Annotated in this window: 22 protein-coding genes; 18 read left to right on the forward strand and 4 right to left on the reverse strand. The window is 47.3% G+C overall.

Annotated elements, in window-relative coordinates:
* The 5 genes from ABMB67_RS18290 (at position 1) to spo0A (ending at position 5755) form a co-directional block, all read left to right on the forward strand.
* Entirely contained in the window at positions 1–819 is an 819-nt protein-coding gene (locus tag ABMB67_RS18290; RefSeq protein ID WP_354572956.1) for a TlyA family RNA methyltransferase, read from the forward strand.
* Positions 820–1132: 313 nt separating this feature from the next.
* Positions 1133–1582 carry a transcriptional regulator AhrC/ArgR gene (ahrC, locus tag ABMB67_RS18295; protein ID WP_251195463.1) on the forward strand — a complete coding sequence of 150 codons (450 nt, stop codon included), beginning with the start codon at positions 1133–1135 and terminating at the stop codon, positions 1580–1582.
* A 13-nt stretch (positions 1583–1595) separates the two neighbouring features.
* A complete protein-coding gene (gene recN / locus ABMB67_RS18300; protein WP_251223988.1) occupies positions 1596–3317 on the forward strand; it encodes a DNA repair protein RecN in 1722 nt (573 codons plus the stop codon).
* A 123-nt stretch (positions 3318–3440) separates the two neighbouring features.
* Positions 3441–4718 carry a SpoIVB peptidase gene (gene spoIVB / locus ABMB67_RS18305; RefSeq protein ID WP_251223987.1) on the forward strand — a complete coding sequence of 426 codons (1278 nt, stop codon included), beginning with the start codon at positions 3441–3443 and terminating at the stop codon, positions 4716–4718.
* A gap of 230 nt (positions 4719–4948) precedes the next feature.
* Positions 4949–5755, forward strand: a complete 807-nt coding sequence (gene spo0A / locus ABMB67_RS18310) for a sporulation transcription factor Spo0A (RefSeq protein ID WP_251223986.1) — start codon at positions 4949–4951, stop codon at positions 5753–5755.
* 591 nt (positions 5756–6346) lie between these two features.
* Here spo0A and ABMB67_RS18315 read toward each other — a convergent pair.
* The 3 genes from ABMB67_RS18315 to ABMB67_RS18325 all read right to left on the reverse strand — a co-directional run bounded on the left by ABMB67_RS18315 (position 6347) and on the right by ABMB67_RS18325 (position 9194).
* The gene (locus tag ABMB67_RS18315) at positions 6347–7369 is read right to left on the reverse strand and encodes a DctP family TRAP transporter solute-binding subunit (RefSeq protein ID WP_354572957.1); all 1023 of its coding nucleotides are present in this window, start codon (positions 7367–7369) and stop codon (positions 6347–6349) included.
* 63 nt (positions 7370–7432) lie between these two features.
* Complete coding sequence (locus tag ABMB67_RS18320; protein WP_354572958.1) at positions 7433–8698, reverse strand: TRAP transporter large permease; 1266 nt, start codon at positions 8696–8698, stop codon at positions 7433–7435.
* A gap of 13 nt (positions 8699–8711) precedes the next feature.
* Positions 8712–9194, reverse strand: coding sequence for a TRAP transporter small permease (locus ABMB67_RS18325; protein ID WP_354572959.1), 483 nt, complete (start codon positions 9192–9194; stop codon positions 8712–8714).
* A gap of 225 nt (positions 9195–9419) precedes the next feature.
* Between ABMB67_RS18325 and ABMB67_RS18330 the strand changes: the two genes are divergently transcribed.
* From ABMB67_RS18330 to ABMB67_RS18345, 4 genes are all read left to right on the forward strand, one after another.
* Entirely contained in the window at positions 9420–10076 is a 657-nt protein-coding gene (locus ABMB67_RS18330) for a cyclase family protein (protein ID WP_354572960.1), read from the forward strand.
* Between the two features lie 218 nt (positions 10077–10294).
* Positions 10295–11419 carry a putative cytokinetic ring protein SteA gene (gene steA / locus ABMB67_RS18335; RefSeq protein WP_354572961.1) on the forward strand — a complete coding sequence of 375 codons (1125 nt, stop codon included), beginning with the start codon at positions 10295–10297 and terminating at the stop codon, positions 11417–11419.
* Positions 11412–12074, forward strand: a complete 663-nt coding sequence (locus ABMB67_RS18340; RefSeq protein ID WP_354572962.1) for a glycosyltransferase family 2 protein — start codon at positions 11412–11414, stop codon at positions 12072–12074. The genes steA and ABMB67_RS18340 overlap by 8 nt, the downstream gene beginning before the upstream one ends.
* Before the next feature lie 2 nt (positions 12075–12076).
* Positions 12077–12871: a hypothetical protein gene (locus tag ABMB67_RS18345; protein ID WP_251223979.1), complete on the forward strand. Its 795-nt coding sequence runs from the start codon at positions 12077–12079 to the stop codon at positions 12869–12871.
* Between the two features lie 75 nt (positions 12872–12946).
* Here ABMB67_RS18345 and ABMB67_RS18350 read toward each other — a convergent pair whose 3' ends face one another.
* Positions 12947–13189 (reverse strand): DUF2627 domain-containing protein, encoded by a 243-nt coding sequence (locus ABMB67_RS18350; RefSeq protein ID WP_251223978.1) that lies wholly within the window; start codon positions 13187–13189, stop codon positions 12947–12949.
* A 253-nt stretch (positions 13190–13442) separates the two neighbouring features.
* Here ABMB67_RS18350 and ABMB67_RS18355 point away from each other — a divergent pair, with 253 nt between their 5' ends.
* From ABMB67_RS18355 to ABMB67_RS18395, 9 genes are all read left to right on the forward strand, one after another.
* Positions 13443–15488: a sigma 54-interacting transcriptional regulator gene (locus ABMB67_RS18355; protein ID WP_354572963.1), complete on the forward strand. Its 2046-nt coding sequence runs from the start codon at positions 13443–13445 to the stop codon at positions 15486–15488.
* A gap of 163 nt (positions 15489–15651) precedes the next feature.
* On the forward strand, positions 15652–16749 hold the full coding sequence (gene bcd / locus ABMB67_RS18360) for a branched-chain amino acid dehydrogenase (protein WP_251223976.1): 1098 nt from the start codon (positions 15652–15654) through the stop codon (positions 16747–16749).
* Positions 16750–16767: 18 nt separating this feature from the next.
* Entirely contained in the window at positions 16768–18189 is a 1422-nt protein-coding gene (lpdA, locus tag ABMB67_RS18365; RefSeq protein ID WP_354572964.1) for a dihydrolipoyl dehydrogenase, read from the forward strand.
* A 27-nt stretch (positions 18190–18216) separates the two neighbouring features.
* Positions 18217–19209: a thiamine pyrophosphate-dependent dehydrogenase E1 component subunit alpha gene (locus tag ABMB67_RS18370; protein ID WP_251223974.1), complete on the forward strand. Its 993-nt coding sequence runs from the start codon at positions 18217–18219 to the stop codon at positions 19207–19209.
* A gap of 18 nt (positions 19210–19227) precedes the next feature.
* Positions 19228–20211 (forward strand): alpha-ketoacid dehydrogenase subunit beta, encoded by a 984-nt coding sequence (locus ABMB67_RS18375; protein ID WP_251223973.1) that lies wholly within the window; start codon positions 19228–19230, stop codon positions 20209–20211.
* A 16-nt stretch (positions 20212–20227) separates the two neighbouring features.
* A complete protein-coding gene (locus tag ABMB67_RS18380) occupies positions 20228–21487 on the forward strand; it encodes a dihydrolipoamide acetyltransferase family protein (protein WP_354572965.1) in 1260 nt (419 codons plus the stop codon).
* Between the two features lie 91 nt (positions 21488–21578).
* Positions 21579–22037, forward strand: coding sequence for a hypothetical protein (locus ABMB67_RS18385; protein ID WP_354572966.1), 459 nt, complete (start codon positions 21579–21581; stop codon positions 22035–22037).
* Positions 22038–22932: 895 nt separating this feature from the next.
* Entirely contained in the window at positions 22933–23979 is a 1047-nt protein-coding gene (locus ABMB67_RS18390; protein WP_354572967.1) for a LacI family DNA-binding transcriptional regulator, read from the forward strand.
* Positions 23980–23993: 14 nt separating this feature from the next.
* Positions 23994–24533 carry a TRAP transporter small permease gene (locus tag ABMB67_RS18395; RefSeq protein WP_354572968.1) on the forward strand — a complete coding sequence of 180 codons (540 nt, stop codon included), beginning with the start codon at positions 23994–23996 and terminating at the stop codon, positions 24531–24533.
* Positions 24534–24538 lie beyond the last annotated feature (5 nt).

Genomic DNA, 24538 nt, shown 5'->3' on the forward strand with positions numbered 1-24538 from the left:
ATGGCGAAGAAAGAACGAATTGATGTACTGCTTGTGGAACGGGGGCTGGCAGAGACACGCGAAAAGGCGAAGCGCTCGATTATGGCTGGACTCGTTTTTACAGGAACAGAGAGAATAGACAAGCCGGGGTTGAAGGTGGAGCGTGATCTCCCGCTGGAGATTAAAGGAAATCCGCTGCCCTATGTCAGCCGCGGTGGCTTGAAGCTTGAAAAAGCGCTGCAGCAGTTTGATTTGGACCTTGCTGATAAAGTCGTCCTTGACATCGGCGCTTCGACCGGCGGATTTACCGATTGTTCGTTGCAAAATGGGGCGGCAACGGTGTATGCGCTCGATGTCGGCTATAACCAGCTCGCCTGGAAATTGAGGCAGGATGAGCGGGTCGTCGTCATGGAACGGACGAATTTCCGTTATGTCAAACCTGCTGATTTTGTTAACGGCTTACCGCAGTTTGCGACGATTGATGTGTCCTTTATTTCCCTCAAGCTGATTTTGCCAGTGCTAAAGACGATTCTTGTCGAAAGCGGCGATGTCCTTGCACTTGTAAAGCCACAGTTTGAAGCGGGGCGGGAGCAGGTTGGCAAAAAGGGGATCGTTCGTGATAAGAAGGTCCATCTTGACGTTCTTGAACACATCTCCGGGTTCGCTCTTCAGGAAGGCTTCGATGTGTGCGCCCTAAGCTATTCCCCGATTACAGGAGGCGAGGGAAACATTGAGTTCCTGATGCATTTGCGCTTGCGTCAGCGGGATGGTGAAGGACGACTGCTCGAAAAGACGTCGTTTGCCGAGCTGGTTGAGCAGGCTCACCGGGAATTAACATGAGGACAAGGCTTTCTTGAAAGTGAAGCAATCATTTCAAGAAAGCCTTTTTTTAGGGCTTGATCGACACAGCTCCATATGGGTCTTTTTAGAAAATAGAAACATTTTTGCACTAATTCAAGGGAGGCGGCTGCTTCGTAAGTTACGCGAATGGCTGAAAAAAGCCCGTTTTCAGCCGCTCTTTAAAGATTGTCACAGCTCCGCACGCCGCTTCTAAAAAAAACGCGTAGCGGTTTTCTTATTTTTCGTAGTTGTATTAGGAAACGAATATGTAGATAATAGTAGGTAAGATAAGGGAGGAATGGGTGGAAAGGTTATGAATAAGGGACAACGACATATTAAAATTCGCGAAATTATTTCCAATCATGAAGTGGAAACACAGGACGAGCTTGTTGAGCAGCTGCGACGCTCCGGCTATAATGTCACACAAGCGACTGTTTCACGGGATATTAAAGAGCTTCATTTAGTGAAAGTGCCAATGCTCGACGGCCGTTACAAATACAGTCTGCCGGCCGACCAGCGCTTTAATCCATTGCAAAAATTAAAGCGGGCGTTAATGGACAGCTTTGTCAGCATTGACTGTGCAGAAAATCTTGTCGTGATCAAAACGCTCCCAGGAAACGGGAATGCGATTGCAGTCTTAATTGACAACCTCGATTGGGAGGACGTCATCGGGACAATATGCGGCGATGATACGATTTTGATTATTTGCCGCACGAAGGAAGCAGGTCCGAAAATAACGGACCGTTTTTTAGAGATGCTATAAAGGTGGAGGGTATATGCTAATCGAATTATCGATCAAACATTTCGCGATTATCGAAGAGCTGACAATTCCATTTGAGAAAGGGTTAACTGTTCTAACCGGGGAGACCGGAGCCGGAAAATCGATTATTATTGACGCGATTGGTCTTTTATTAGGCGGCCGGGGCTCGGCTGAATATGTCAGATATGGTGAAAAACGGGCTGAAATCGAGGGGCTGTTTATCGTCGAGGACGCTCATCCGGTGATGAAAAAGGCGGAAGAGCTCGGGATTGACGGGCGCGACTCGATGTTTATTTTACGGCGTGATATTACGTCGCAAGGAAAAAGCATTTGCCGGATTAACGGCAAGCTCGTTACGATCGCCGTCCTGCGGGAAATTGGACAGGCTCTCGTCGATATTCACGGCCAGCACGAGCATCAATCATTGCTCCAGGCTGAGCAGCATCTCGGGATGCTTGACGGCTTTGCCTATCAGGAGCTGCGCCAGACGCAGCTTGAATACCAGGCGCTTTACCGTCGGGCAATGCAGCTCCAGAAGCAGGTGCGCAGCTTAAGCGAAAATGAACAGGAAATGGCGCAAAAGATCGACTTATTCAAATACCAGCTTGAGGAAATTGAAAAAGCCGGGCTTAAGCCGAATGAAGATGTGGAACTGAGTGAGGAGCGTCATAAGCTGTCTCATCTTGAACGGCTGTTCTCCCTATTGGAGAACAGCTACCGCAGTCTGTACGGTGAAGGAAGCGGGCTCGACTTTCTAAGCAATACCGTTGCCCATCTGGAGGAAGCAGCGACGATTGACAAAGAGCTGAAGGACGTTCAGGAAACCGTCAGCAACAGTTATTACCTGCTTGAGGAGGCGGCCTTTTCGCTGAGGGATTATATAGAACAAATCGAGTTCGATCCTAACCGGCTTGAATACATTGAAAGCCGGCTTCATGAGATTCAGCAGCTGAAGCGGAAGTACGGCTCGACCGTTGATGACATTTTAGAATATGCCGCTAAAATTGAAGAAGAGCTTGACTCGATTATTCATAAGGATGACCGCCTGATCAAGCTGCAGGAGCAGCTGCAGACGATCTGGAATGATTTATATGTCGAGGCTAACGCGTTACGGACGATTCGAAAGGAAGCGGCCCTTGCCTTAACGGAGGCCATTCATCATGAATTGCGCTCGCTTTACATGGAGAAGACATCCTTTGCCGTCCAAATCGAGCAGCTTGAAAGCAGTAAACATACAGCTGTCATTCAGGGCGAGGAAATGGCTTTTGGCCCGGATGGAGCGGATTCGGTTGAATTTTATCTTTCGACGAACCCGGGAGAGCCAATGAAGCCATTGGCGAAAATTGCTTCCGGCGGCGAAATTTCCAGAATTATGCTTGCGTTGAAATCGATTTTCTCCGACCAGCAGGGCATTACGTCGGTTATTTTTGATGAGGTCGATACAGGCGTAAGCGGTCGTGTCGCCCAGGCGATTGCCGAAAAAATTCACGGCATTTCAAGCGGCTCGCAAGTCCTTTGCATTACGCATCTGCCGCAGGTCGCTGCAATGGCTGATACGCATTTGTTCATTGAAAAGCATGAAACAAACCAAAGAGTCGTGACGTCTGTGACGCCATTAACGAAAGACGAGCAGGTTGAAGAAATCGCCAGAATGATTTCCGGCGTGGAAGTGACGGAGCTGACGAGAGAGCATGCCAGAGAGCTGCTGGAATTAGCGGGTCAGCATAAGCAAGTTTGAAAAGCTAGCCAATAGTGGTTAGCTTTTTTCTGTCGCCGCAGTTATAAATGTAACGCTGCAAGGCAACATTAGTATTACAGCCAATTATGGAGGTGTGGGCAAGGAGCTAGGAGAGTGAAGTGAGTGAAAGGTGAAGTGGTAAGAAAGACAATAGGTGTAATCCTTCTAACGGTTGTCGTAGGCTTGGGCTTCTCCGCCGGAGTACGTGAGTGGATCAGCATTCCAACCAGCATGGTTGTGTTTGAAGGGGATGACAGCCCGATTACAGACGCTGTCGAGTCATTTGAAGCTGTCACTGCAGCTACTATGGCGGAAACGAATGTGAATCCGGATGGCAACAACGCCGGATTCGACAAGCAGATATCCTTAGAAGTAGCAGGATTTCCAGTTAAAAATATCGATGTCTCGGTTTTGCCAAAAATAGAAGTCATTCCAGGAGGGCAGTCAATCGGGGTAAAGCTGAATACGGAAGGTGTCCTCATTGTTGGTCATCACCTGATCCAAACCGGACAGGACGAGCGTTCACCTGGAGAAGAGGCGGGCATCGAAGTCGGCGATATGATCACAAAAATTGACGATCATCCAATCCAGCGAATGAGCGAGGTTGGGGAATATGTTCAGGCCGCCGGGGAAGCTGGTCGTCATGTAAAGCTCGAAATAAAAAGAGATAAGCAAACGATTCACAAAGAATTAAAGCCGGTTAAGGCGGACGGAGAGCATTTTTACCGGATGGGTCTCTATATTCGGGATTCAGCCGCCGGAGTCGGAACCTTGACATTTTATGAACCTGAATCACAAAAATACGGGGCGCTCGGTCACGTCATTTCTGATGTAGATACTCATCAGCCAATCATTGTTCATGATGGACACATCATCCGTTCCTCAGTGACATCCATTGAAAAGGGCAGCAATGGGGATCCGGGAGAGAAGCTGGCCAGTTTCACCGGGCAGCGTGATATTTTAGGCAATATTGAGAAAAACAGCTCTTTCGGTATTTTTGGGACATTGAAAAAAACGAACTTAAAAAATCATCATCATGATGAAAAAATGCCTGTAGCCTTATCAACGCATGTGAAAGAGGGACCGGCTAAGATTTTGACAGTCGTCAATGGAGAAGATGTGGAAGAATTTGATATTGAAATTGTCAGCTCAGTACCTCAGAAGCAGCCGGCTACAAAAGGAATGGTTATTAAGGTCACTGATCCTAAACTGTTGGAAGAAACAGGCGGAATTGTCCAGGGAATGAGTGGAAGTCCAATTATTCAGGATGGAAAAATAATTGGTGCTGTTACCCACGTATTTGTCAATGATCCAACCTCAGGTTACGGTTGTCATATTAGCTGGATGCTGGAAGAAGCCGGGATCACGGAATTATCTACTGAAAAAGCCAAAGCGAGTTAATCGCTTTGGCTTTTTCAGGCAGCTTTTTATGTTATAATAAAGAAAATTCGACAAAAACGCTTCAGTAACGATTGTCAAATATCGAATGAAGTCGAAAATCGAAGTAAAACGTAGAATTCATTAGGAAATGTGAAAAAAACAAATAAATTCAAATAATTAGAAGGAAATTACATGCCACTGTCGAATTCGTACACTATGCCATATCATAGGGAAACAAGGAGGACTTTTTTGTGCAAAAAGTAAATGTTTGTATAGCGGACGATAATCGGGAGTTAGTAAATTTATTGAATGAATACATTTCGGCTCAAAATGACATGCAAGTCATTGGAACAGCATTTAACGGGCAGGAATGCCTGAGCTTAATTGAGGAGAAAGAGCCTGATGTCTTAATTTTGGATATTATTATGCCTCATTTAGACGGTTTGGCCGTTTTAGAAAGAATGGGACAAATGAAAATGAGCAAAAAACCGAATATTATTATGCTGACGGCATTTGGTCAGGAGGATGTCACAAAGCGGGCTGTTGACCTGGGGGCTTCCTACTATGTATTAAAGCCGTTTGATATGGAAGTGCTGATTACGAATATTCGTGACATAAGCGGGCAAAAACGGAGCTTTATCCAAAATCAGCATTCCTCACCTTCCGTCCACGCACAGGTATCAACGGATAACCGCGGCGGTTCCTTTAATTTGGATGCCAGCATTACGAGCATTATTCATGAAATCGGCGTTCCGGCGCACATTAAAGGGTATATGTATTTACGCGAAGCCATTACGATGGTGTATAACAATATTGAATTGCTTGGCTCCATTACAAAAATTCTTTATCCGGATATTGCGAAGAAATTCAACACTACTGCGAGTCGGGTGGAAAGGGCTATTCGGCATGCGATCGAAGTCGCATGGAGCCGTGGAAATATTGACTCGATTTCCAGCCTATTCGGCTACACGGTAAGCCATTCAAAAGCCAAACCGACAAACAGCGAATTCATTGCGATGGTGGCTGACAAGCTGCGGATTGAACATAAAGTGTCTTAACAGTAATCGATTAGCATCTTCTATTTTAAGGGGACTCTCTATAAATAGGAGGTGCTTTTTGTGTTGGTTAGAGAGAGGGATTTGCAATTGGATAATTTTATGGTGTATTGCGACCCATCTACACATAGTAGGGGGAGGTTTTGTTTATCTAAGCAATTTTGCTATTTTTTAGCGCAGCCTCAAATAGCAATAAATTTGCAAGATAACTTTCTCTGTTGAAACAGTTACTTAGGCAATGAGAAGGAAAAAATTTGCTGAGGAGGTTGTTTTTTTTACCTTTTTCCCAGCCGCTCTAAGCAATGAGTGGAACCGCCACGATTTTTTTAAGCCCGTTGTGAGGAAGCTGCTGAAAAAGTGAAAATCGTACTTTTTCAGCAGCTTTTTCGTAGTAAGGCGCGCAACGCGCGGAGCCATTACTCTTCTTCGAGTTACGGAAAAAGAGGTTTTTCAGTGGCCTCGTTGTGAGTGGGTTTCTCACAACGGGCTTGTGGCGTGTGAAGCCATTGCCAGTAGGTCCAAAGCTAGTTTTGTCTCAAAACAGCATAACGCGGAAACAGCTCACATTTTTTTTACGCCCTTAGAGAAATGAGGCTATTGCGCGGAACGAATCTCTTCAATAAGTTCATCGCCGTGGCTCTTGATAAATTCATCATAGGCGTCGACAGCAATTTCTGCAAAGGCTTCCACATTCGGATTTTCTTCAACGGTGACTCCGTTCTCTTTCAGTAATTCTATACTGACAGCTTCTTCCTCATCATTTAAATGGCGCTGAAACTCCTTTGCTTCTTCGGCTGCTCTCATCATGCCTTCTCTCTGGCTTTCGTCTAATTTTTCCCATGTTTGCTCACTGATCGCTAACGTCATTGGTGTGTAGACATGAGCCGTTAAACTGATATAGTCTAACACTTCGTATAAATTGGCACTTGTAATGTCACTGAAAGGGTTTTCTGTTCCGTCTACGACGCCTTGCTGTAATGCTGTATATAATTCACTGAAGTCCATCGGTGTCGGCTGGGCACCTAGCAGTTCCCATGTTTTAACTTGGACGGGAGCAGGCAAAGTGCGTAATACGATTCCTTCAAGGTCGCTCGGCTCTTTTACCGGACGGACGCTGTTGGCTAAATGTCTGAATCCGATCTCCCAGAAATACATCGGTTTAAGGCCCGTTCCTTCAAACATGGCGATCAATTTCTCACCGACGGGTCCATCAACGGAGGCCCTGGCTGCTTCATAGGAATCAAACAAAAACGGAAGCTCAAACACCTGAAGCTCAGGAACAATGCCGGAAAAATAGCTGTTACCAGTCACGACGATGTCTACCGTTCCTTGAGCGACATTGCTGACTAATGTTGTCGGATCTCCCAGCTGATTATCATAAAATACATCGACCTCGACAGTACCGTTCGTATATTCAGCGATTTTCTCGGCCATCAGATCCATCGCCTGACTGGCCGGGTTAGAGGCAGGCAACCCTGAAGACGCAGATAGAGTAATGCTTTCACCGTTACCTGAAGCTGCTTCCTCTTCCGTTGAAGCGCTTTCGGAATCTCCACAGGCGACAAGCAGCATCATGAGCAGTAGGACCAAAGTAAATGGTTTAACGGAACAGTTCATCGACGATACCTCCAAATAAATTTAAATTCTCTCCCTCACCTTTCTTTGCCGAAGCAAACATCGTTAATTAAGTAAAACAAGTGATAGCGCAGGGAACAATATAATCAGGATCAGTGAAATGATAGCAGCAAGGAAAAACAAGCCAATTTCAGGAATGATTTTATGAATCGGACGATTGGCAACCCCTGAAACGACAAACAAATTCAGTCCGATTGGCGGAGTGATTAAGCCGATACACATGCTGGCCAAAACGATCACACCGAAGTGAACAGGGTCGACGCCAAACTCAAGCGCGACCGGAGCCAAGATTGGTCCCATGATCAACACCGCCGGAGCAGAATCTAAAAAGCAACCGACTAGTAGTAAAAGAATGGCCGCGGTAAATAAGAAGACCATTTGGTTAGAGCTGATTCCCGTAAAAAATTCAGCAAGCAGCTGCGGCAAGCCTTCTCTCGTAATCACCCAGCTAAAGGCGGCAGAAGTAGCGACAATCGCCATCACACCCGCCGCGAGCAAACCGGACTTATAGAGGACGTTAGGAATTTCAGAAATGGAAAAGCCCTTATAAATGAACAGCCCGACAAGCAGACTATAAAGACAGCCGACGGCGGCGGCTTCAGTCGGAGTGAAGATGCCGCTGTAAATGCCTCCGATCATGATAAACGGCATTAGCAACGCCCAGATCGCTTCTAAAAATGTTTTCCATAACCTGCTGAAGCTAAAGGTAATATCGCTTTTATAGCCTCTTTTTACAGAAATAATAATCGTGAGAATCATAAAACATAAAACCATGATCAGGCCGGGAATCAGCCCCGCCAAAAGTAAATCTCCAACAGACACCCCTACACTCACAGCGTATAAGACGGCCAGAATACTTGGTGGAATTAACGGCCCCACAATAGCTGATGAAGCCTGGAGCGCACTGGAAAAATCGCGGTCATAGCCCGAACGAACCATCGCCGGGATTAAAATGCTTCCCAAGGCGGCCGCGGTAGCAACACCTGATCCGGACATACTTGCAAAAAGCATGCTGGAAACGATCATCACAAGAGCAAGTCCACCAGGGAAAAAACCTACAGCAGCATTAGCAAAATTAATAATCTTATTGGAAATACCACCTGCTTCCATCAAGCCACCGGCAATAATAAAGAAAGGGATAGCCAACAGGGCATACGTATTGACCGTACTGATCATTTGTTGGGAAATCACAATTACCGAAATGTCCATAAATAGGACCATATAAACTAAAGAGGAAAGCCCTAAAGCAATGACGACAGGGACTCGCAGGACTAAAAAAAGAAGGAAAAAAACAAGTATCATTAAGGCCATAAAATATCTCCCTCTAATCGTAAGATGTAAATACACGTCTGAGCGCTGCTAAGATTTTAAAGATGGCAAAAACGGCCCATAAACAACCGCCAATCAGAAGTCCTGCTGTCATGATCCAAACAGGGATTTCCATAGCTGCTGATATTTCGCCTGTGCTCATTTGTCCACGCATAATGATAAAACTTTGATAAGAAATCATAACGATAAATAGAAAAGTTAACAGGTGTCGCAATAAATCAAGAAGTAACGCAAATTTTCCTTTAGCAAAATCAGTCACTAACGTTAAATCGACCAACTGATCTTTCTTGTAAACGATAGCCGCCCCAATGAATACAATCCAAACAAACATATATCTCAGCAATTCATCGCTCCAAGGAAGGGATTGTTTCAAGATATATCTGTTGAAAACCGCATAATTGGCAAGAAGAACAGTAAACAAAATCGTTAACCCAAAAACATAGCTTTGTGCTTTTTTCAAAAAAGGAATGGTACTCAAAATAAATCACCTACCTTTCATTCTGGAACTTTAAAATCGAAGATGCGATGACACCCCAGACAGTATAAATCTATAATTATCCATTAAAAAATAGAACAATCTAAATAATTTGAATATTATTGACGGCTTAGTTGAATAATCTTACAATAGTGAAGGTTGTTGTGTATGTTTAGTGATTTTCCTTTTTCTGAACGAGAAAAGAGAAACCATTACAGGAGGTTATCCATGAAAATGATTGATGTCTCTATGACAGCCCGCGATCACTGGCGTTGGAAAGTGACCCATGATATTACAAGTGACTTCGGGGAAGACTCTGATTTTCGCTCATCCCGTGTGCAGCTCAGCGCTCATGCCTTTACTCATGTAGATACACCGCTGCACTGCAAGCCAGGTGAGAACACGATGGAGGAAATGGCTGCCGATGCCTACAGCGGGGAAGCGGTAGTGGTAGATCTGTCCTCGAAAAAAGCTGACGAAGCCATTACGGTTGAAGATCTTCAAAATGCCGGTATCAAAGATCATGAAAAAATTATCATTTTAAAAACATGCTGGGATAAAACGTATGGGTATGAGACGCGTGAATTCTGGTCAAAGGCTCCTTATGTGACGATGGAAGCGGCTCAGTGGCTGCTTGAGAAAAAGCCGGAAGCTGTGGCGTTTGATTTTCCGCAGGACTATCCACTGAAGCTGATAGACAGTAAAAACCCTTTTCAAGTGAAAGATATGCCGACGCATGAGCTGCTTTTAAAGAACGGCATCCTCTTAATTGAGTATTTGTGCAATCTTTCACAAGTGACGAAGGAACGTGTTCAGTTTATCTGCTTGCCGTTAAAGCTTGAAGGGTTTGAAGGGGCGCCGGCCCGGGCGGTCGTGATTGAGTAGAAAAGCCCGTTGCGAGTGAATGTCTCACAACGGGCTTGTGGCGCAGGAAGGAAACTATTCAACGCGCCCGCCTGCCGAAAGCGTGCCTCCCATCCCGGTAGCGAGGTCGAAGAGCCAAACCCTGGAGATCCTTGGGCAACAAGGGTCTTTTTCTTTGAAGCTAATAATTCTGCTGAAACTGCTTATATTATGAACAAACGATGTAAAGAGGGATCACGATGGCAGAAATCATTAAAGGGCCGATTTATGAGCATGAAAAAACAAAAGAATTGCTCCACTATGTTCCACAGCAGACGATCGTTTTTTTATGGCATGAGGATTTAGATGGCGTCGCCGCCGACAGCCTGGTGAAAGCGAACGTAAAAGCGGTTATTAACGGCAAGCCGTCGATGAGTGGAAAGTACCGTCAAAAGCATGTGATGACCTTGCTTGCAGCCGGGATCGCTGTATATGATGTGCTGCAGCAGGAAAAAAGAGCGCTCCCGTTCAATGGAGAAGCGGCGGCGATTATCGGTGATGAGTTGTTTATATCCGTCAATACCCGCCCTGTTTTGGCGGCAAAGCTGCTACGGTACAATGAGCGAATGCTGCAGGAAAAGCTGCGCCAGGCTGAACGACATTTTTCCACCGCTTTTGCCGGGTTTGTGGAAAATACCCTTCACTATGCAGAGAGAGAGAGCGGCTGGTTCCAATCGGCATTTCACTTGCCGCCCGTTCTTCAATCCATTAAGGAGAAGCCTGTTTTCATCGTCGCCCGCAATACGAATTATGAGAAGGATATTCGTGTCGTTCGCTCAAAGCTGCTTAAGAAATCGGCGGTCATTATGGCTGTCGACGGGGCAGCGGATGGTCTGCTGCGACAAGGAATATGTCCGCATTTCATCATCGGCGATATGGATTCAGTAAGCGGTGAGGCATTAACATGTGGGGCGACTCTGCTCTGTCATCAGCATCCTGACGGCCATTCGCCCGGAAAATCCCGACTCGAGGCATTAGGATTAACAGCCGAGACAATCTGCTTTGTCGGTACAAGTGAAGATGTGGCGATTTCAGCCGCATTCTGGGCCGGAGCAGATCATATGTATTTGATCGGCTGTCGAATCGGAATGATCGAATTTCTGGAAAAAGGACGGGCCGGGATGGGGGCAACCTGGCTGGCGCGCATTCAAGCCGGAGAAAAAATTACAGACTTAAAAGGCATTCATACTCTTTACGGCAAAGCGGAGGGCGTATTTCCGAATTTGTTGCAGGCAAAGCTGCAGACTTATAGCAGAAGCTTGTATCAATTAATTCAGGAACGGTTTAACGAATGGAAAAAGAAGGAGGCTCTTCATCATGATTAAACAATCCTTTATCATTCCTGCCTATAATGAAGAGAGCTACCTTGAAAAGACGCTTCTTGCCATTCAGCGTTTTACGGAACGAGCGGAAATCATAGTCATCGATGACGGCAGTCAGGACAACACAAAACTGATTGCCGAGCGCTATGCAGACAAGCTGATTACTTTTCCAGAAAACATGGGCAAAGGCTTTGCCCTTCAGGCAGGCTGGAAAGAGGCTAGAGGTGACATCATTATTTGTCTTGATGCTGACCTTGGGGAAAGCGCCGAGGAAATCGGAGCGTTGATCGAGGCGCTGGAAAGGGAAGAGGCCGACCTCGTCATTTCAGTCATGAAACCCGGGAAGAAGGCTGGCTTCGGACTGGTAAAACGTAGAGTTCAGGCGATGATTTACCGGAAAACGGGGGTGAAGCTTGCTTCTCCGCTTTCAGGCCAGCGGGTTTTTCGGAGGAAATGGCTCCCTGTTTTGCTGGAAAAGGACTATAAACGTTTTGGCGTGGAGGCGCAGATGACACTCGATTTGCTTCGCGCCGGGGCGACTTGCCAAGAGATGGTGACGCGGATGACGCACCGGGAAATGGGAAAAAATATCCGGGGATTTCTCCATCGGCTGAAGCAATGGCTTGAAATTGAACGACAGCTGCGTGAGGCTCAGTAGCCATGATTATTTTATTACTAACATTGCCGCTCATTGCTTATTTGAGCATGATTGCCTTTCAGTCGATGCAGCTCGCCGTGCGAAATTATCAATGTCAGCTTGTTCCTTACAGTCTCGGTGTCGTGATTTTTTACAGCTATTGCGTTCTCTATTCTTTTCCTCCTTTCCAGGATGAAGTGTTTTCGTTTCAAGCCTTTCTTTTTATTTTTAGTGTCTGGCTGCTTGGCTTTATTGATGATCGTCTTGGAACAAGCTATCCTAAAGGATTAAAAGGCCATCTCGTTTTTGCAAGGGAGCACCGCAAAGTAACGACAGGGCTGTTAAAAGCAGGAGGAACGATCATCGTCGCCCTGCTTTATCTCTGGTCAAAGCAGCCGATGACCTTCATGCAAAATCTGCTGGCGTTTTTTTTACTGACCGGTCTTCCGCATGTGATGAACCTGTTTGACACAAGGCCATTGCGTGTCTGGAAAGTAGCGCTTTGTTTTACCGTTCTTTTATTTTACCTTCTTCCTTTACCTCCGCTGCTATTTGTCGTAACGGTGCTGGCGGTCTTCTATATTTCGTTTGTCCTTGAAGGGCATCGGAAAGTGATGCTTGGCGATAATGGGGCAACAGTTACCGGAGCGATTTTCGCTGTGATTTTGATTCATCATAGTGAAGTGTCCGTTCAGTCCGGCGTGCTGCTCTTTGTTTTCGTGATGATGATCCTTGCTGAGAAAATCTCACTCTCCGCCGTGATTGAGCGCTGGACAGTGCTCAAAAGACTCGACCAGCTTGGAGTTTCCAAAAAATAAAAGGGGTTGGGCAAAAGGCTATTAATCCTTTTGCCCAACCCCTTGTCGAGGGTAAAGCGATGGCTGTGTAAGCAGCTACTTGTTTCTTTTTTGAAACCGGGGGGCGATTTTCCCGTTTTTTCGATCGCGATAAAAAATGAACCCGCCGATAAAGCTGAGCCCTGCAAGAAACAGGACAAATCCTGCGGCGAATTGCAGCGTTAAATTAGGGTAAGGAGAATTGCTGATTTGAAAAATCGTATCTCTCATTTGCTTAATGCCATAGCCGGCGACAATGATCGGAATGATCATAATCATCAATGCGATAAAACGTCCCATCTTCATTCCTCTTTCATGTATGAATTCCATCTCAGTGTGCTTCGCTTGAACGAGATAACTCATAAAAATCAGGTGATAAAAATAAAATGTATGATCCGGAATTTTTCTTGTTTAGTATCAGTTTAGCGGATTTTTTTGCTGATGTACAATCTTAGGAGTTGCATCTTTGTGACATTTGCGTAATAGTGAAGAGAGAGAAATTATTAGCAGCAATTAGGACCCGGTCTTAATTTTTTAGGAGGGGATTCTTTTCATGCAGCGAGCAATGATTGTTGGCGCAGGACGAGGAGGGGTGGCCCTCTTTCAAATGCTGATGAAGATGGAGCATATTCATGTCGCGGCGGTTGTCGACCGTGATCCAGAAGCGCCCGGGCTGGCGCTGGCCCGGCAGCATCAGCTTGTGACCGCGGCGACGTGGCACAACCTGATTGGAGAACAGTTTGATTTTGTTTTCGAAGTGACGGGTGATCCGGATGTTGCTGCATCCTTACAGGCTGATTTTGCTGAGCGGACACTTGTCGTTCCGTCAGAACTGTCGCGTTTGTTTTTTTCGCTATTGAGGGAAAAGGATACATTGATCCAGCAATTGAATCAGCAAACCTCTCTGCAGGAAACGATCTTAAATGCGACTCATGACGGGATGATTGCGATTGACCGCAATGAACGGATACTGATCTGTAATCAAGCCGCGGCAAAAATCGTCGGTGTCGACGCGGAGCAAGCAATCGGCCGGCCGATCACTGCCGTCCTTCCGTCAAGCGGATTGCCACGGGTCGTACAGACGATGGAGGTTGAATATAACCGCCGCCAGCAGCTTAGCAATGGGACGGTGATTGTGACGACTCGGGTGCCTTTATTTGAAGGGCGTCACTGTATCGGAGCCCTTGGCGTATTCAAGGATGTCACCGATCTCGTGGCGATGACGGATCAAGTAAGCAATTTGAAAGAAATCCAGACGATGCTTGAAGCAATTATTCAATCTTCGGATGATGCGATCTCGGTCGTTGATGAAAATGGGAACGGCTTAATGATTAATCCGGCTTATACGCGCTTAACAGGTCTTTTGCCGGAGGAAGTGATTGGTCATCCGGCGACAGCGGATATTTCCGAAGGGGAGAGCATGCATTTTCAAGTGCTGAAAACAGGCCAGCCGGTACGGGGAGTCCCTTTGAAGGTTGGTCCGAAAAAAAGAGATGTGATCGTTAACGTAGCGCCGATCATCGTTGACCAAAAGACGCGTGGAAGCGTCGGTGTCATTCACGATGTCTCGGAGCTGAATTCCCTCCATGCCCAGCTGGAAAAAGCGAAACGGCGAATTCGGACACTCGAAGCGAAATATTCCTTTGCTGATATTGTCGGCACGTCAGCTGAAATGCAGCTCGCCATTGATCAGGCGAAGCTGGCAGCGGCGACCCCTGTGACGATTTTGCTGCGCGGGGAATCCGGCACTGGCAAGGAGCTTTTTGCCCATGCGATACATAATCAAAGCGAGCGAAGAAGGCATTCTTTTGTCAGGGTCAACTGTGCGGCCTTATCGGAACAGCTGCTTGAAAGCGAGTTGTTTGGCTATGAAGAAGGAGCGTTTTCGGGGGCGAAACGCGGTGGCAAGCGGGGATTGTTTGAAGAAGCAGATCAAGGCAGCATCTTTCTTGATGAACTCGGTGAGCTGTCAGCGGCGATGCAGGCCAAACTGCTCCGCGTCCTGCAGGAACAGGAAATTGTGCGCGTAGGGGGGACGAAGCCGATTGCGATTGATGTCCGGGTGATTGCCGCGACAAATATGAATGTAGAAAAAGCGGTTGCCGAGCAGCGTTTTCGTGAAGACTTGTACTATCGCATTAATAAAATGCCAATCCATATTCCGCCTTTGCGGGAGCGGATCGAGGATCTGGAGCAGCTTGTCGCCCATTTGCTGGCGAAGCTCAATCACGATTACGGCCGTTTTGTCCAATCTGTCTCGGATGAAGCACTTGCTGAATGGAAGGCTTATCATTGGCCGGGAAATGTCCGGGAGCTTGAGAATGTGCTAGGCAGAACGATGATTTATATGGAACCATCACGGCAAATCATTGAACGGGAGGATCTTCCGCCATTGTATGAGCAGCCGGTGGAAGCGGCCAGACGATTGAAAAGCAAAGCGGATGGCAGCACGCTGGAAGAGAAAATGGCGCAGCATGAAAAGCAAATTATTCTGCACTCCTTAAGGCAGTGTGATGGCAACCGGACGAGGACGGCGAAGGAGCTTGGCATTTCCTTACGAAACTTATATTACAAGCTTCACAAATATGACCTTGCATAAATGTGCATGCAATTTGTTGCGTGATGTGCAAGTTTTTGCATGGTGAGAATGTGAGATTGGAACGAGATATGTGAAGAAATGGCAATTTCCGAAGCGGATAGTAGGTTGGCATAGAACTTGCGTGATGAAAAGCAACAATGGTTCACTTTAAGGAGGAAAAAGCATGAAGCTATTCTCTTATATGGAAAAATATGATTATGAGCAAGTTGTCATTTGTCAGGACCAATTATCCGGATTGAAAGCAATCATTGCCATACATGATACGACGCTCGGCCCGGCGCTCGGAGGTACGCGGATGTGGAACTATCAGAGCGAGGAGGAAGCCTTGGAAGATGCGCTGCGTCTGGCAAAGGGAATGACCTATAAAAATGCCGCCGCGGGCTTGAATCTCGGCGGCGGCAAGACGGTGATCATCGGTGATCCGCGTACTGATAAGAACGAAGAGATGTTTCGCGCTTTTGGCCGTTATATCCAGGGGCTAAATGGACGCTACATTACGGCGGAGGATGTCGGTACGACCGTCGAGGATATGGATACGATTCATGAGGAAACGGACTATGTAACTGGCATCTCACCAGCATTCGGTGCTTCCGGGAATCCATCACCTGTGACAGCGTACGGCGTCTATGTCGGGATGAAGGCCGCGGCAAAGGAGGCGTTTGGCTCTGATCAGCTGAGCGGCAAAACTGTCGCGGTGCAAGGCGTTGGAAATGTCGCCTATCATTTATGCAAGCATCTTCATGAAGAGGGGGCACAGTTGATTGTGACCGATATTAATCGGGAAGCAGTGAAGCGGGCGGTCAACGAGTTTGGTGCAAAGGCAGTGGACATTGATGACATTTATCAAGTCGATTGTGACATTTTTGCCCCCTGCGCCTTAGGAGCCGTAATCAATGACCAAACGATTCCGCAACTGAAAGCAAAAGTCATTGCCGGTGCCGCCAATAATCAGCTTAAAGAAGACCGGCACGGTAATGTGGTCCATGAGATGGGGATTTTATATGTGCCCGACTATGTGATTAATGCCGGCGGGGTGATTAATGTCGCGGATGAATTGAACGGCTATAACCGTGAACGTGCGATGAAAAAAGTTGAAGGTATTTACCAAAATGTTGCGAAAGTATTTGAGATCTCTAACCGCGATGCGATTCCGACGTATCAGGCGGCTGATCGCATGGCTGAAGAGCGGATTGCTCGGCTGAGACGGTCGCGCAGACAATTTTTGCAGCAGGAACACCATATTTTATCAAGACGTGATTAGGAGCAGGAGGGGAAGCAAGTGGCTGAAGAATATGATCTTGTCGTGTTAGGAGCAGGAACGGGAGGCTATGTGGCGGCCATCAGGGCGGCGCAGCACGGTTTGAAAGTCGCTGTTGTCGAAAAAGAAAAACTGGGCGGCACATGTCTCCATAAAGGCTGTATTCCAAGCAAAGCGCTGCTAAGAAGCGCAGAAGTGCTCACAACTGCCAAACGGGCCGGCGAATTTGGCGTGGAAACGGGCGAAGTGACGTTTAATTTTGCGAATGTCCAGAAGCGCAAACAGCAGATTGTCGATCAGCTGTACCGCGGTGTCCAGCACTTGATGAAAAAAGGAAAAATTGCCGTTTACGAAGGGAAAGGTCGGATTTTAGGTCCTTCGATTTTCTCGCCAACCCCGGGGACGATTTCAGTTGAACGGACGGACGGGCAGGAAAATACGATGCTTATCCCGAAAAACGTGATCATCGCAACAGGCTCCGCGCCAAAAACCTTACCAGGACTGGAGCCGGACGGGACGTATGTTCTCACTTCAGATGAGGCGCTCGCGTTGACGGAGCTGCCTTCTTCGATCATCATTGTCGGGGGAGGAGTGATTGGAATGGAGTGGGCCTCCCTCTTGCATGACTTCGGAGTAGAAGTGACCGTCGTCGAATATGCCAAGCAAATATTGCCAACCGAGGATGCTGATATTGCCAACGAAGCGGCGAGATTGATGCAAAAAAAGGGGATTAAGCTTTACACCAACGCGAAAATCATGCCGGAAACCTTGAAAAAGGGCGCGGGCGTTCAAATAAAGGCCGATCATCAAGGAGAGGAAATCAGGCTGACCGCCGACCAGTTGCTTGTCTCAGTCGGACGGGCGGCAAATGTGAATGATCTCGGGCTGGAAAACACCGAAATCGCCGTTGAAAATGGGGGAATTGCCGTCAATGAATGGTATCAAACGAAAGAGTCGCATATTTATGCGATCGGTGATGTCATCGGCGGACTGCAGCTGGCCCATGTCGCTTCACATGAAGGAATCATCGCTGTCGATCATCTAGCGGGAAAACAGCCGGAGGCACTGAACTATCAGACCGTTGCTAAATGTATCTACAGCCAGCCTGAAATGGCGAGTGTCGGCTTGACAGAAGCCGAAGCGGTGCGGCAAGGCCACACGATCAAAACAGTGACGTTTCCGTTTAAGGCAATTGGAAAAGCGCTCGTCTACGGCGAAACAGACGGCTTCGCCAAAATGATCGTTGATGCGTCCAATGACGACGTCCTTGGGATTCATATGATCGGGCCGCATGTGACCGATATGATTTCGGAGGCGGCATTGGCGAAGGTGGTCGATGCGTCCCACCTTGAAATCGCCGATATGATTCACCCTCACCCAACGCTTTCTGAAATAGTCGGCGAGGCGGCGCTCGCCGTCGAAGGAAAGGCCATTCATTTATAAAGGAGCAAGCAAAAGGAGGACACAACTATGACTGATAATCGCCATAATGCTTTAGGACTTAGCGATGAAAAGGTACTGGAAATGTTTGAGACAATGCTGCTGGCGCGCCGCATCGATGAGCGGATGTGGCTCTTAAACCGCGCTGGTAAGATTCCCTTCGTCATCTCATGTCAAGGGCAGGAAGCGGCCCAAGTCGGGGCTGCCTTTGCGCTTGATCGCGAGAAGGACTATATTTTGCCATATTACCGCGACATGGGTGTTGTGTTGACATTTGGCATGACGGCCCGTGATTTAATGTTGTCAGGCTTTGCCAAAGCAGAAGACCCGAATTCGGGTGGGCGGCAAATGCCAGGCCATTTTGGCCAAAGAAAAAATCGGATCGTCACAGGCTCTTCCCCGGTGACGACGCAAGTCCCTCATGCTGTAGGCATCGCGCTTGCCGGAAAAATGAAGGGCGAGGATTTTATCACCTTCACCACCTTTGGCGAAGGATCTTCCAATCAGGGAGATTTCCATGAAGGGGCTAATTTTGCCGGTGTTCACAAACTGCCGGTCATCTTTATGTGCGAAAATAATAAATACGCGATTTCCGTCCCGATTGAAAAGCAGCTCGCCTGCAAGCAGGTGTCGGACCGTGCAATTGGCTATGGAATGCCCGGCTTTACAGTCGACGGGAATGACCCATTAGCAGTCTATGAAGCTGTCAAAGCGGCAGCTGACCGGGCAAGAAACGGCGAGGGGCCGACGTTGATCGAGACCGTTTCGTACCGCTTGACGCCTCATTCCAGCGATGATGATGACCGTGCCTACCGCGACCAGGATGAAGTTGAAGAAGCGAAGAAGCTTGATTCGATTTTTACCTTTGAGACATATTTGCGCGAGGTTGGCCTGCTGACAGATGAGCTGAAGAACGAGATGGAGGCGCGGATGGCGAAGGTGATCGACGAGGCAACGGAGTACGCCGAGCAGGCGCCGTATGCTGATCCGGAAGATGCGCTGCGCTACGTCTATGCAGATTAGGAAGGGGGAAATGAGGCAATGCCAGTAATTTCATATATCGAAGCAGTGACGCAAGCTCTCCGCGAGGAGATGGAACGCGATCAGGATGTATTCATTTTAGGGGAGGATGTCGGAGCACGCGGCGGTGTTTTCCGGGCGACGAATGGCTTGTACGAGCAGTTTGGCGAAGAGCGGGTAATCGATACGCCGCTAGCTGAATCGGCGATTGCCGGCGTCGGGGTCGGCGCGGCGATGTACGGTATGCGCCCTGTGGCCGAAATGCAATTTGCCGATTTTATTATGCCGGCTGTCAACCAAATTATCTCTGAAGCGGCTAAAGTCCGTTATCGTTCCAATAATGATTGGCAATGTCCGATCACGATCCGCGCTCCATATGGGGGCGGCGTGCATGGCGCCCTGTATCATTCGCAATCAGTCGAAGCGATTTTTGCCAATGTACCGGGCTTGAAAATTGTCATGCCGTCAACTCCTTATGATGTGAAAGGACTACTGAAAGCGGCTATTCGTTCCGATGACCCCGTTTTGTTTTTTGAGCATAAGCGGGCCTACCGTTTGATTAAAGGCGAAGTTCCGGCAGAAGAATACACACTGCCAATTGGAAAAGCTGATGTAAAGCGGGAAGGCGACGATATTACCGTCATCACATACGGCCTGGCGGTACATTTTGCCCTGCAGGCGGCGGAGCGGCTTGAAAAGGACGGTATTCAGGCGCATATTCTCGATTTACGTACGGTCTATCCGCTTGATCAGGAGGCGGTGATCGAAGCGGCACGCAAGACCGGGAAAGTGCTGCTCGTCACAGAGGCCAATAAGGAAGGCAGCATTATGAGTGAAGTGGCCGCGGTTATCGCCGAGCATTGTTTGTTCGATCTTGATGCGCCGATTCAGCGGTTAGCTGGTCCGGATATTCCGGCGATGCCGTATGCGCCGACAATGGAGAAATTTTTTATGATCAATCCGGATAAAGTAGAAAAAGCAATGCGTGAACTGGCTGAATTTTAGAAATGAGGTGAGATACGTGGCAACTGAAATGAAAATGCCTCAGCTTGGGGAAAGTGTAACGGAAGGAACGATCAGCAAATGGCTCGTTAGTCCGGGAGACCATGTGAACAAGTATGATCCCATTGCTGAAGTCATGACAGATAAAGTCAATGCCGAGGTACCTTCCTCCTACACAGGGATTATTAAAGAATTGCTTGTCCAGGAGGACGAGACGGTAGAGGTTGGCGTCGTCATCTGCACAATTGACGTCGAAGGCACAGAGCCAAAGGGCGAACAGCAAGACGCTGCCGTGCCGCAGCCCGAGCCGACAAAGCCGGAAAGCGATTCGGCGGCACCGTCACAGAAGCATCGCTATTCACCTGCCGTGTTAAAAATGTCGCAGGAGCACGGGATTGATCTGACACAAGTAACCGGCTCTGGAAAAAGCGGGCGGATTACCCGCAAGGATATCCAAAAGCTGATTGCTGAAGGAACGGTCCCGGTGGCTAAAGCGGAAGCACCAGCTCGGTCAGAAACGGGAACTGAGCCGAAGTCGCGCACAGCTGAGCCGATCCAAAGCACCGAGGGTGATCTGGAGATCCCAATTTCCGGCGCGCGCAAAGCGATCGCCGCCAACATGGTGAAAAGCAAGCGGGAAACCCCGCATGCCTGGATGACGGTCGAAGTCGACGTGACAAATCTTGTCCGTTATCGCGATCAACAAAAAGCGGCATTCAAAGAAAAAGAAGGGCACAGCCTGACCTTTCTCCCGTTTTTTATTAAAGCGGCAGTGGAAGCTCTGAAAGAGTACCCACAGCTGAATGCAATGTGGGCAGAAGATAAAATCATTCAGAAAAAGGATATTCATATTTCTCTGGCCGTAGCGACAGAAGATGCGTTATTTGTACCGGTAATCAAGCACGCTGACGAGAAGTCAATCAAAGGTCTGGCGCGTGAGGTGAACGAGCTGGCGATGAAGGTCCGTTCCGGTAAGCTGGCGCAGACCGATATGCAGGGCGGCACGTTTACGATTAATAACACCGGCTCATTTGGTTCGATTTTGTCAACGCCGATTATTAACCATCCACAGGCGGCGATTTTGTCCGTTGAATCAATCGTTAAACGTCCCGTCGTAATTGAGTCGGAGAGCGGAGATATGATTGCGATCAGAAGCATGGTCAATCTCTGCCTTTCGCTCGATCACCGCGTCCTTGACGGCTTAGTGTGCGGCAGATTTCTGGCAAGTGTGAAGCAACGGCTCGAGCAGATGAATGCCGAGACGATTTCGCTTTATTAATAGGAGCGGTGCGAGAGAGAGGCTGTAACGGATGCATGTTTTTAACAATGATGGTTATTCTACTACTAAAACGTGGAAGGAATGATCATCTGTGAAACATTTTTGGAGGCTGTTTCTCGTGCTGCAAATAGTCGGTATCACCGCAGCGCTGACCGCTGTCAGCTTGTCTGATTTTGTTCAGGCGGAGCAAGCGGAGAGCGAAGAGGAAAGACCATGGCCATGCGCGGAAGGAATCAATGATCACATCGATTATTATTACGAGCTGCTTGCTGAAAAAAATCAGCCGCATGAGGTGGAGCGCTGGCAGAATATCAAAAAAGAGCGCGATCTTTTGCTGAAAGCGATCAATGAAGCGCAAAAGCGGGAGCTGCTCGCCGAATCAAAGCAGGAAAAAGAATGGGCGGCTCAACATGAGAAGCTGCAGAAGTCGTTTCTTGAAGCGGTGAAGAAACGGGATGAGGAACAAATCAGTCAATTGCTGACCGAACTTTTTGCGCAATATGAGCTGAGAAACAAGCTGCTAAAGGAAAAAGTCGTCGAAAGCGAATAGCCGCCTTGCCATTCTTCTATTGAAAAATGAAAACGTCAAAAACATCGTAACATTGAGCTTGAGACAAAACTAGCTTTGGACCTACTGGCAATGGCTTCACACGCCACAAGCCCGTTGTGAGAAACCCACTCACAACGAGGCCACTGAAAAACCTCTTTTTCCGTAACTCGAAGAAGAGTAATGGCTCCGCGCGTTGCGCGCCTTACTACGAAAAACCCACTCGTAGCAAGGCTTTCAAAATCAGGCAACGGCTACGCTCATTACGAAAAAGCTGCTGAAAAAGTACGATTTTCACTTTTTCAGCAGCTTCCTCACAGCGGGCTTTAAAAAAAGATCGTGGTGGTTCCGCTCATTGCTTAGAGGCGGGGATAAAAGGTAAAAAAACAACCTTTTATCCCGTCTCTTTTTTATCGTAGGAAGGGGGGCGACGAGCCGCTTGGATCATGTAAAATCGATATGTAAAACAGACCAACTTCACACTCTTGAATCCGTTACGTATGGAGGCCACTGAACCCCTTCTTTTTTCGTAACTCGAAGAAGAAGCTCACCAGCTTCCGTGGAAAGCGAAGTCTATTTCAGCTGCGGGGGTCTCCCCTTCATAAGCGTTAAAAGAAGGTACGAAAAGGTGCTTGACTGGGATAGAAGCTTTTTTTCCTTTTTTCCAGCCCTTTAAAAAAAAGAACTTGACTATTACGTCATCTTATAATATTCTGAATTTACGAAAAAGAAGCCTATTTTTGCAAACGATTACAAAGATGAAAAGAAGGAAAACACAATCGTTGAGAAAAAAAGGAGGCGAAGGAGGAAGGAACAACAGTTTACTTGTAATCGTTTACAAGTAAATGGATAATTGTAAACGATTACAAAATAGTAGGGAAAAAGTGAGTGTGTCCCGATGCATAAACCAACGATGAAAGACATTGCCAAAAAAGCAGGCGTATCGACAGCTACGGTGTCCCGTGTAATTAACAACTATCCTTTTGTGAAGGAAAGGACGAAAAAGAAAGTTCAGGAGGCGATCGATCAGTACAAGTACTACCCCGATCTTATCGCGAGAAGCATGATTAAAAAAAGAACGTTTACAATTGGTCTTATAGTCGGCGGGCTAGATAATCCGTTTTTTGCTGAAAGCGCAGAATGTATTGTAAAAGAGGCTTCAAAGTTTGATAGTCATGTCATGCTGTATGTCAACGAAGAAAAGTCGAGCAAGATGGCAGAATATATCTCCTTTCTGATTGCGAAACGGGTCGATGGAATCATCATCGGCTCGATGTACAAGGATGATCATAGGCTCATAGAGCAGCTGGATCACAGTCAGATTCCATATGTGCTGTACAATCGGAAGAACAAGCGGAAGCAAGTGGATTATATCGTCCAGGACAACTATAAAGGAGCCTTTGAAGCAGTGAGTCACTTAATTCGGCTCGGCCATAAACGGATTAGTATGATTTACGGCTCAAGTGAATCTGAAACGGTCGAGAGCCGGTTTGAAGGCTATCATAAGGCGCTCACTGTCAATGGATTGAAAGTCTATCCCCATTTAATGCACGAGGTTGGCTTTAAAAACATTGAAACGAAAGTTAGAGAGGCGATCCGGGTGATGTACAGTGATAAAATCAAGCCGACTGCAATCTTTACTTCGGCCGATTTCATCGCAATGGAGGCAATGGAAGGCCTGTCGGAGCTCGGCTATCGCGTTCCTGAAGAGGTCGCAATTGTCGGTTTTGATAACATTCGCCTGTCTGGTCACAGCTTTATCGGTCTGACGACGGTTAATCAGGCCGTAGAGGAAATGTCAAAGCTGGCAGTGGAAAGGCTGATGCAGAAAATTGATGAACAGGAAAATAATTTGCCGCCTTCTGAATTGAATGCATGGCAAATTAAATTAAGTCCACAGTTGATTATCCGAAAAACGTGTGGCGCTACTGTTCAGGAAAAATAAGGAGGAGGGAAAGTATGAGGTTCGTCAGGTTGGTTGATCGTTTAAACCGCTTCGCTGTCATCTCTCTTAGTGCGGCGTTCGCGGTGATGACTTTATCGATCTTTTTACAGGTGCTCGTTCGTTTTGTCTTCACGGCGATGGATATTCGCCTGTCTGTGCCGTGGACGGAGGAACTGGCAAGGTATTTAATGATTTGGTCTGTTTTTATCGGAGGAGCTGTCGCCGTCAGGACAGATAAGCTGATCGCGCTTGAGGTGCTGATTCATTCCTTGCCGGCGAGCTTAGGCAAAGCGCTGAAAACCGGTGCTCATTTGCTGACGATGGTCTTCTTTGGATATTTACTTTACTTAGGCTTTGAGTTTGCGCTGAATCAGGGTGGGAGACAGACGTCACCTGTTATGGGGATTCCGATGCTGGCTGTCTATCTTTCGATGCCGATTGGCGCTTTATTAGGAACGTTGAATTTGATCACATTATTCATTAATGTCTTCCTCAAAAAAGGCGATATCCGATTTGTTTCAATGGAAGATGAAGCCTACGAATCTTTAGATTAAAGAAA

Source organism: Halalkalibacter oceani (genome assembly GCF_040544555.1).
In the GTDB taxonomy this organism is placed as follows: Bacteria; Bacillota; Bacilli; order Bacillales; family Bacillaceae_D; genus Halalkalibacter; species Halalkalibacter oceani.

Excerpts from the sequence above, each read along its gene's own strand:
- ABMB67_RS18370 (WP_251223974.1), top strand. The coding sequence starts at position 18,217 with ATGACTGATAATCGCCATAATGCTTTAGGACTTAGCGATGAAAAGGTA.
- ABMB67_RS18315 (WP_354572957.1), bottom strand. The coding sequence starts at position 7,369 with ATGAACTGTTCCGTTAAACCATTTACTTTGGTCCTACTGCTCATGATG.
- recN (WP_251223988.1), top strand. The coding sequence starts at position 1,596 with ATGCTAATCGAATTATCGATCAAACATTTCGCGATTATCGAAGAGCTG.
- ABMB67_RS18395 (WP_354572968.1), top strand. The coding sequence starts at position 23,994 with ATGAGGTTCGTCAGGTTGGTTGATCGTTTAAACCGCTTCGCTGTCATC.
- steA (WP_354572961.1), top strand. The coding sequence starts at position 10,295 with ATGGCAGAAATCATTAAAGGGCCGATTTATGAGCATGAAAAAACAAAA.
- ABMB67_RS18350 (WP_251223978.1), bottom strand. The coding sequence starts at position 13,189 with ATGGGACGTTTTATCGCATTGATGATTATGATCATTCCGATCATTGTC.
- ABMB67_RS18345 (WP_251223979.1), top strand. The coding sequence starts at position 12,077 with ATGATTATTTTATTACTAACATTGCCGCTCATTGCTTATTTGAGCATG.
- bcd (WP_251223976.1), top strand. The coding sequence starts at position 15,652 with ATGAAGCTATTCTCTTATATGGAAAAATATGATTATGAGCAAGTTGTC.
- ABMB67_RS18320 (WP_354572958.1), bottom strand. The coding sequence starts at position 8,698 with ATGGCCTTAATGATACTTGTTTTTTTCCTTCTTTTTTTAGTCCTGCGA.
- ABMB67_RS18340 (WP_354572962.1), top strand. The coding sequence starts at position 11,412 with ATGATTAAACAATCCTTTATCATTCCTGCCTATAATGAAGAGAGCTAC.
- ABMB67_RS18375 (WP_251223973.1), top strand. The coding sequence starts at position 19,228 with ATGCCAGTAATTTCATATATCGAAGCAGTGACGCAAGCTCTCCGCGAG.
- ABMB67_RS18390 (WP_354572967.1), top strand. The coding sequence starts at position 22,933 with ATGCATAAACCAACGATGAAAGACATTGCCAAAAAAGCAGGCGTATCG.
- ABMB67_RS18330 (WP_354572960.1), top strand. The coding sequence starts at position 9,420 with ATGAAAATGATTGATGTCTCTATGACAGCCCGCGATCACTGGCGTTGG.
- ABMB67_RS18290 (WP_354572956.1), top strand. The coding sequence starts at position 1 with ATGGCGAAGAAAGAACGAATTGATGTACTGCTTGTGGAACGGGGGCTG.
- ahrC (WP_251195463.1), top strand. The coding sequence starts at position 1,133 with ATGAATAAGGGACAACGACATATTAAAATTCGCGAAATTATTTCCAAT.
- ABMB67_RS18355 (WP_354572963.1), top strand. The coding sequence starts at position 13,443 with ATGCAGCGAGCAATGATTGTTGGCGCAGGACGAGGAGGGGTGGCCCTC.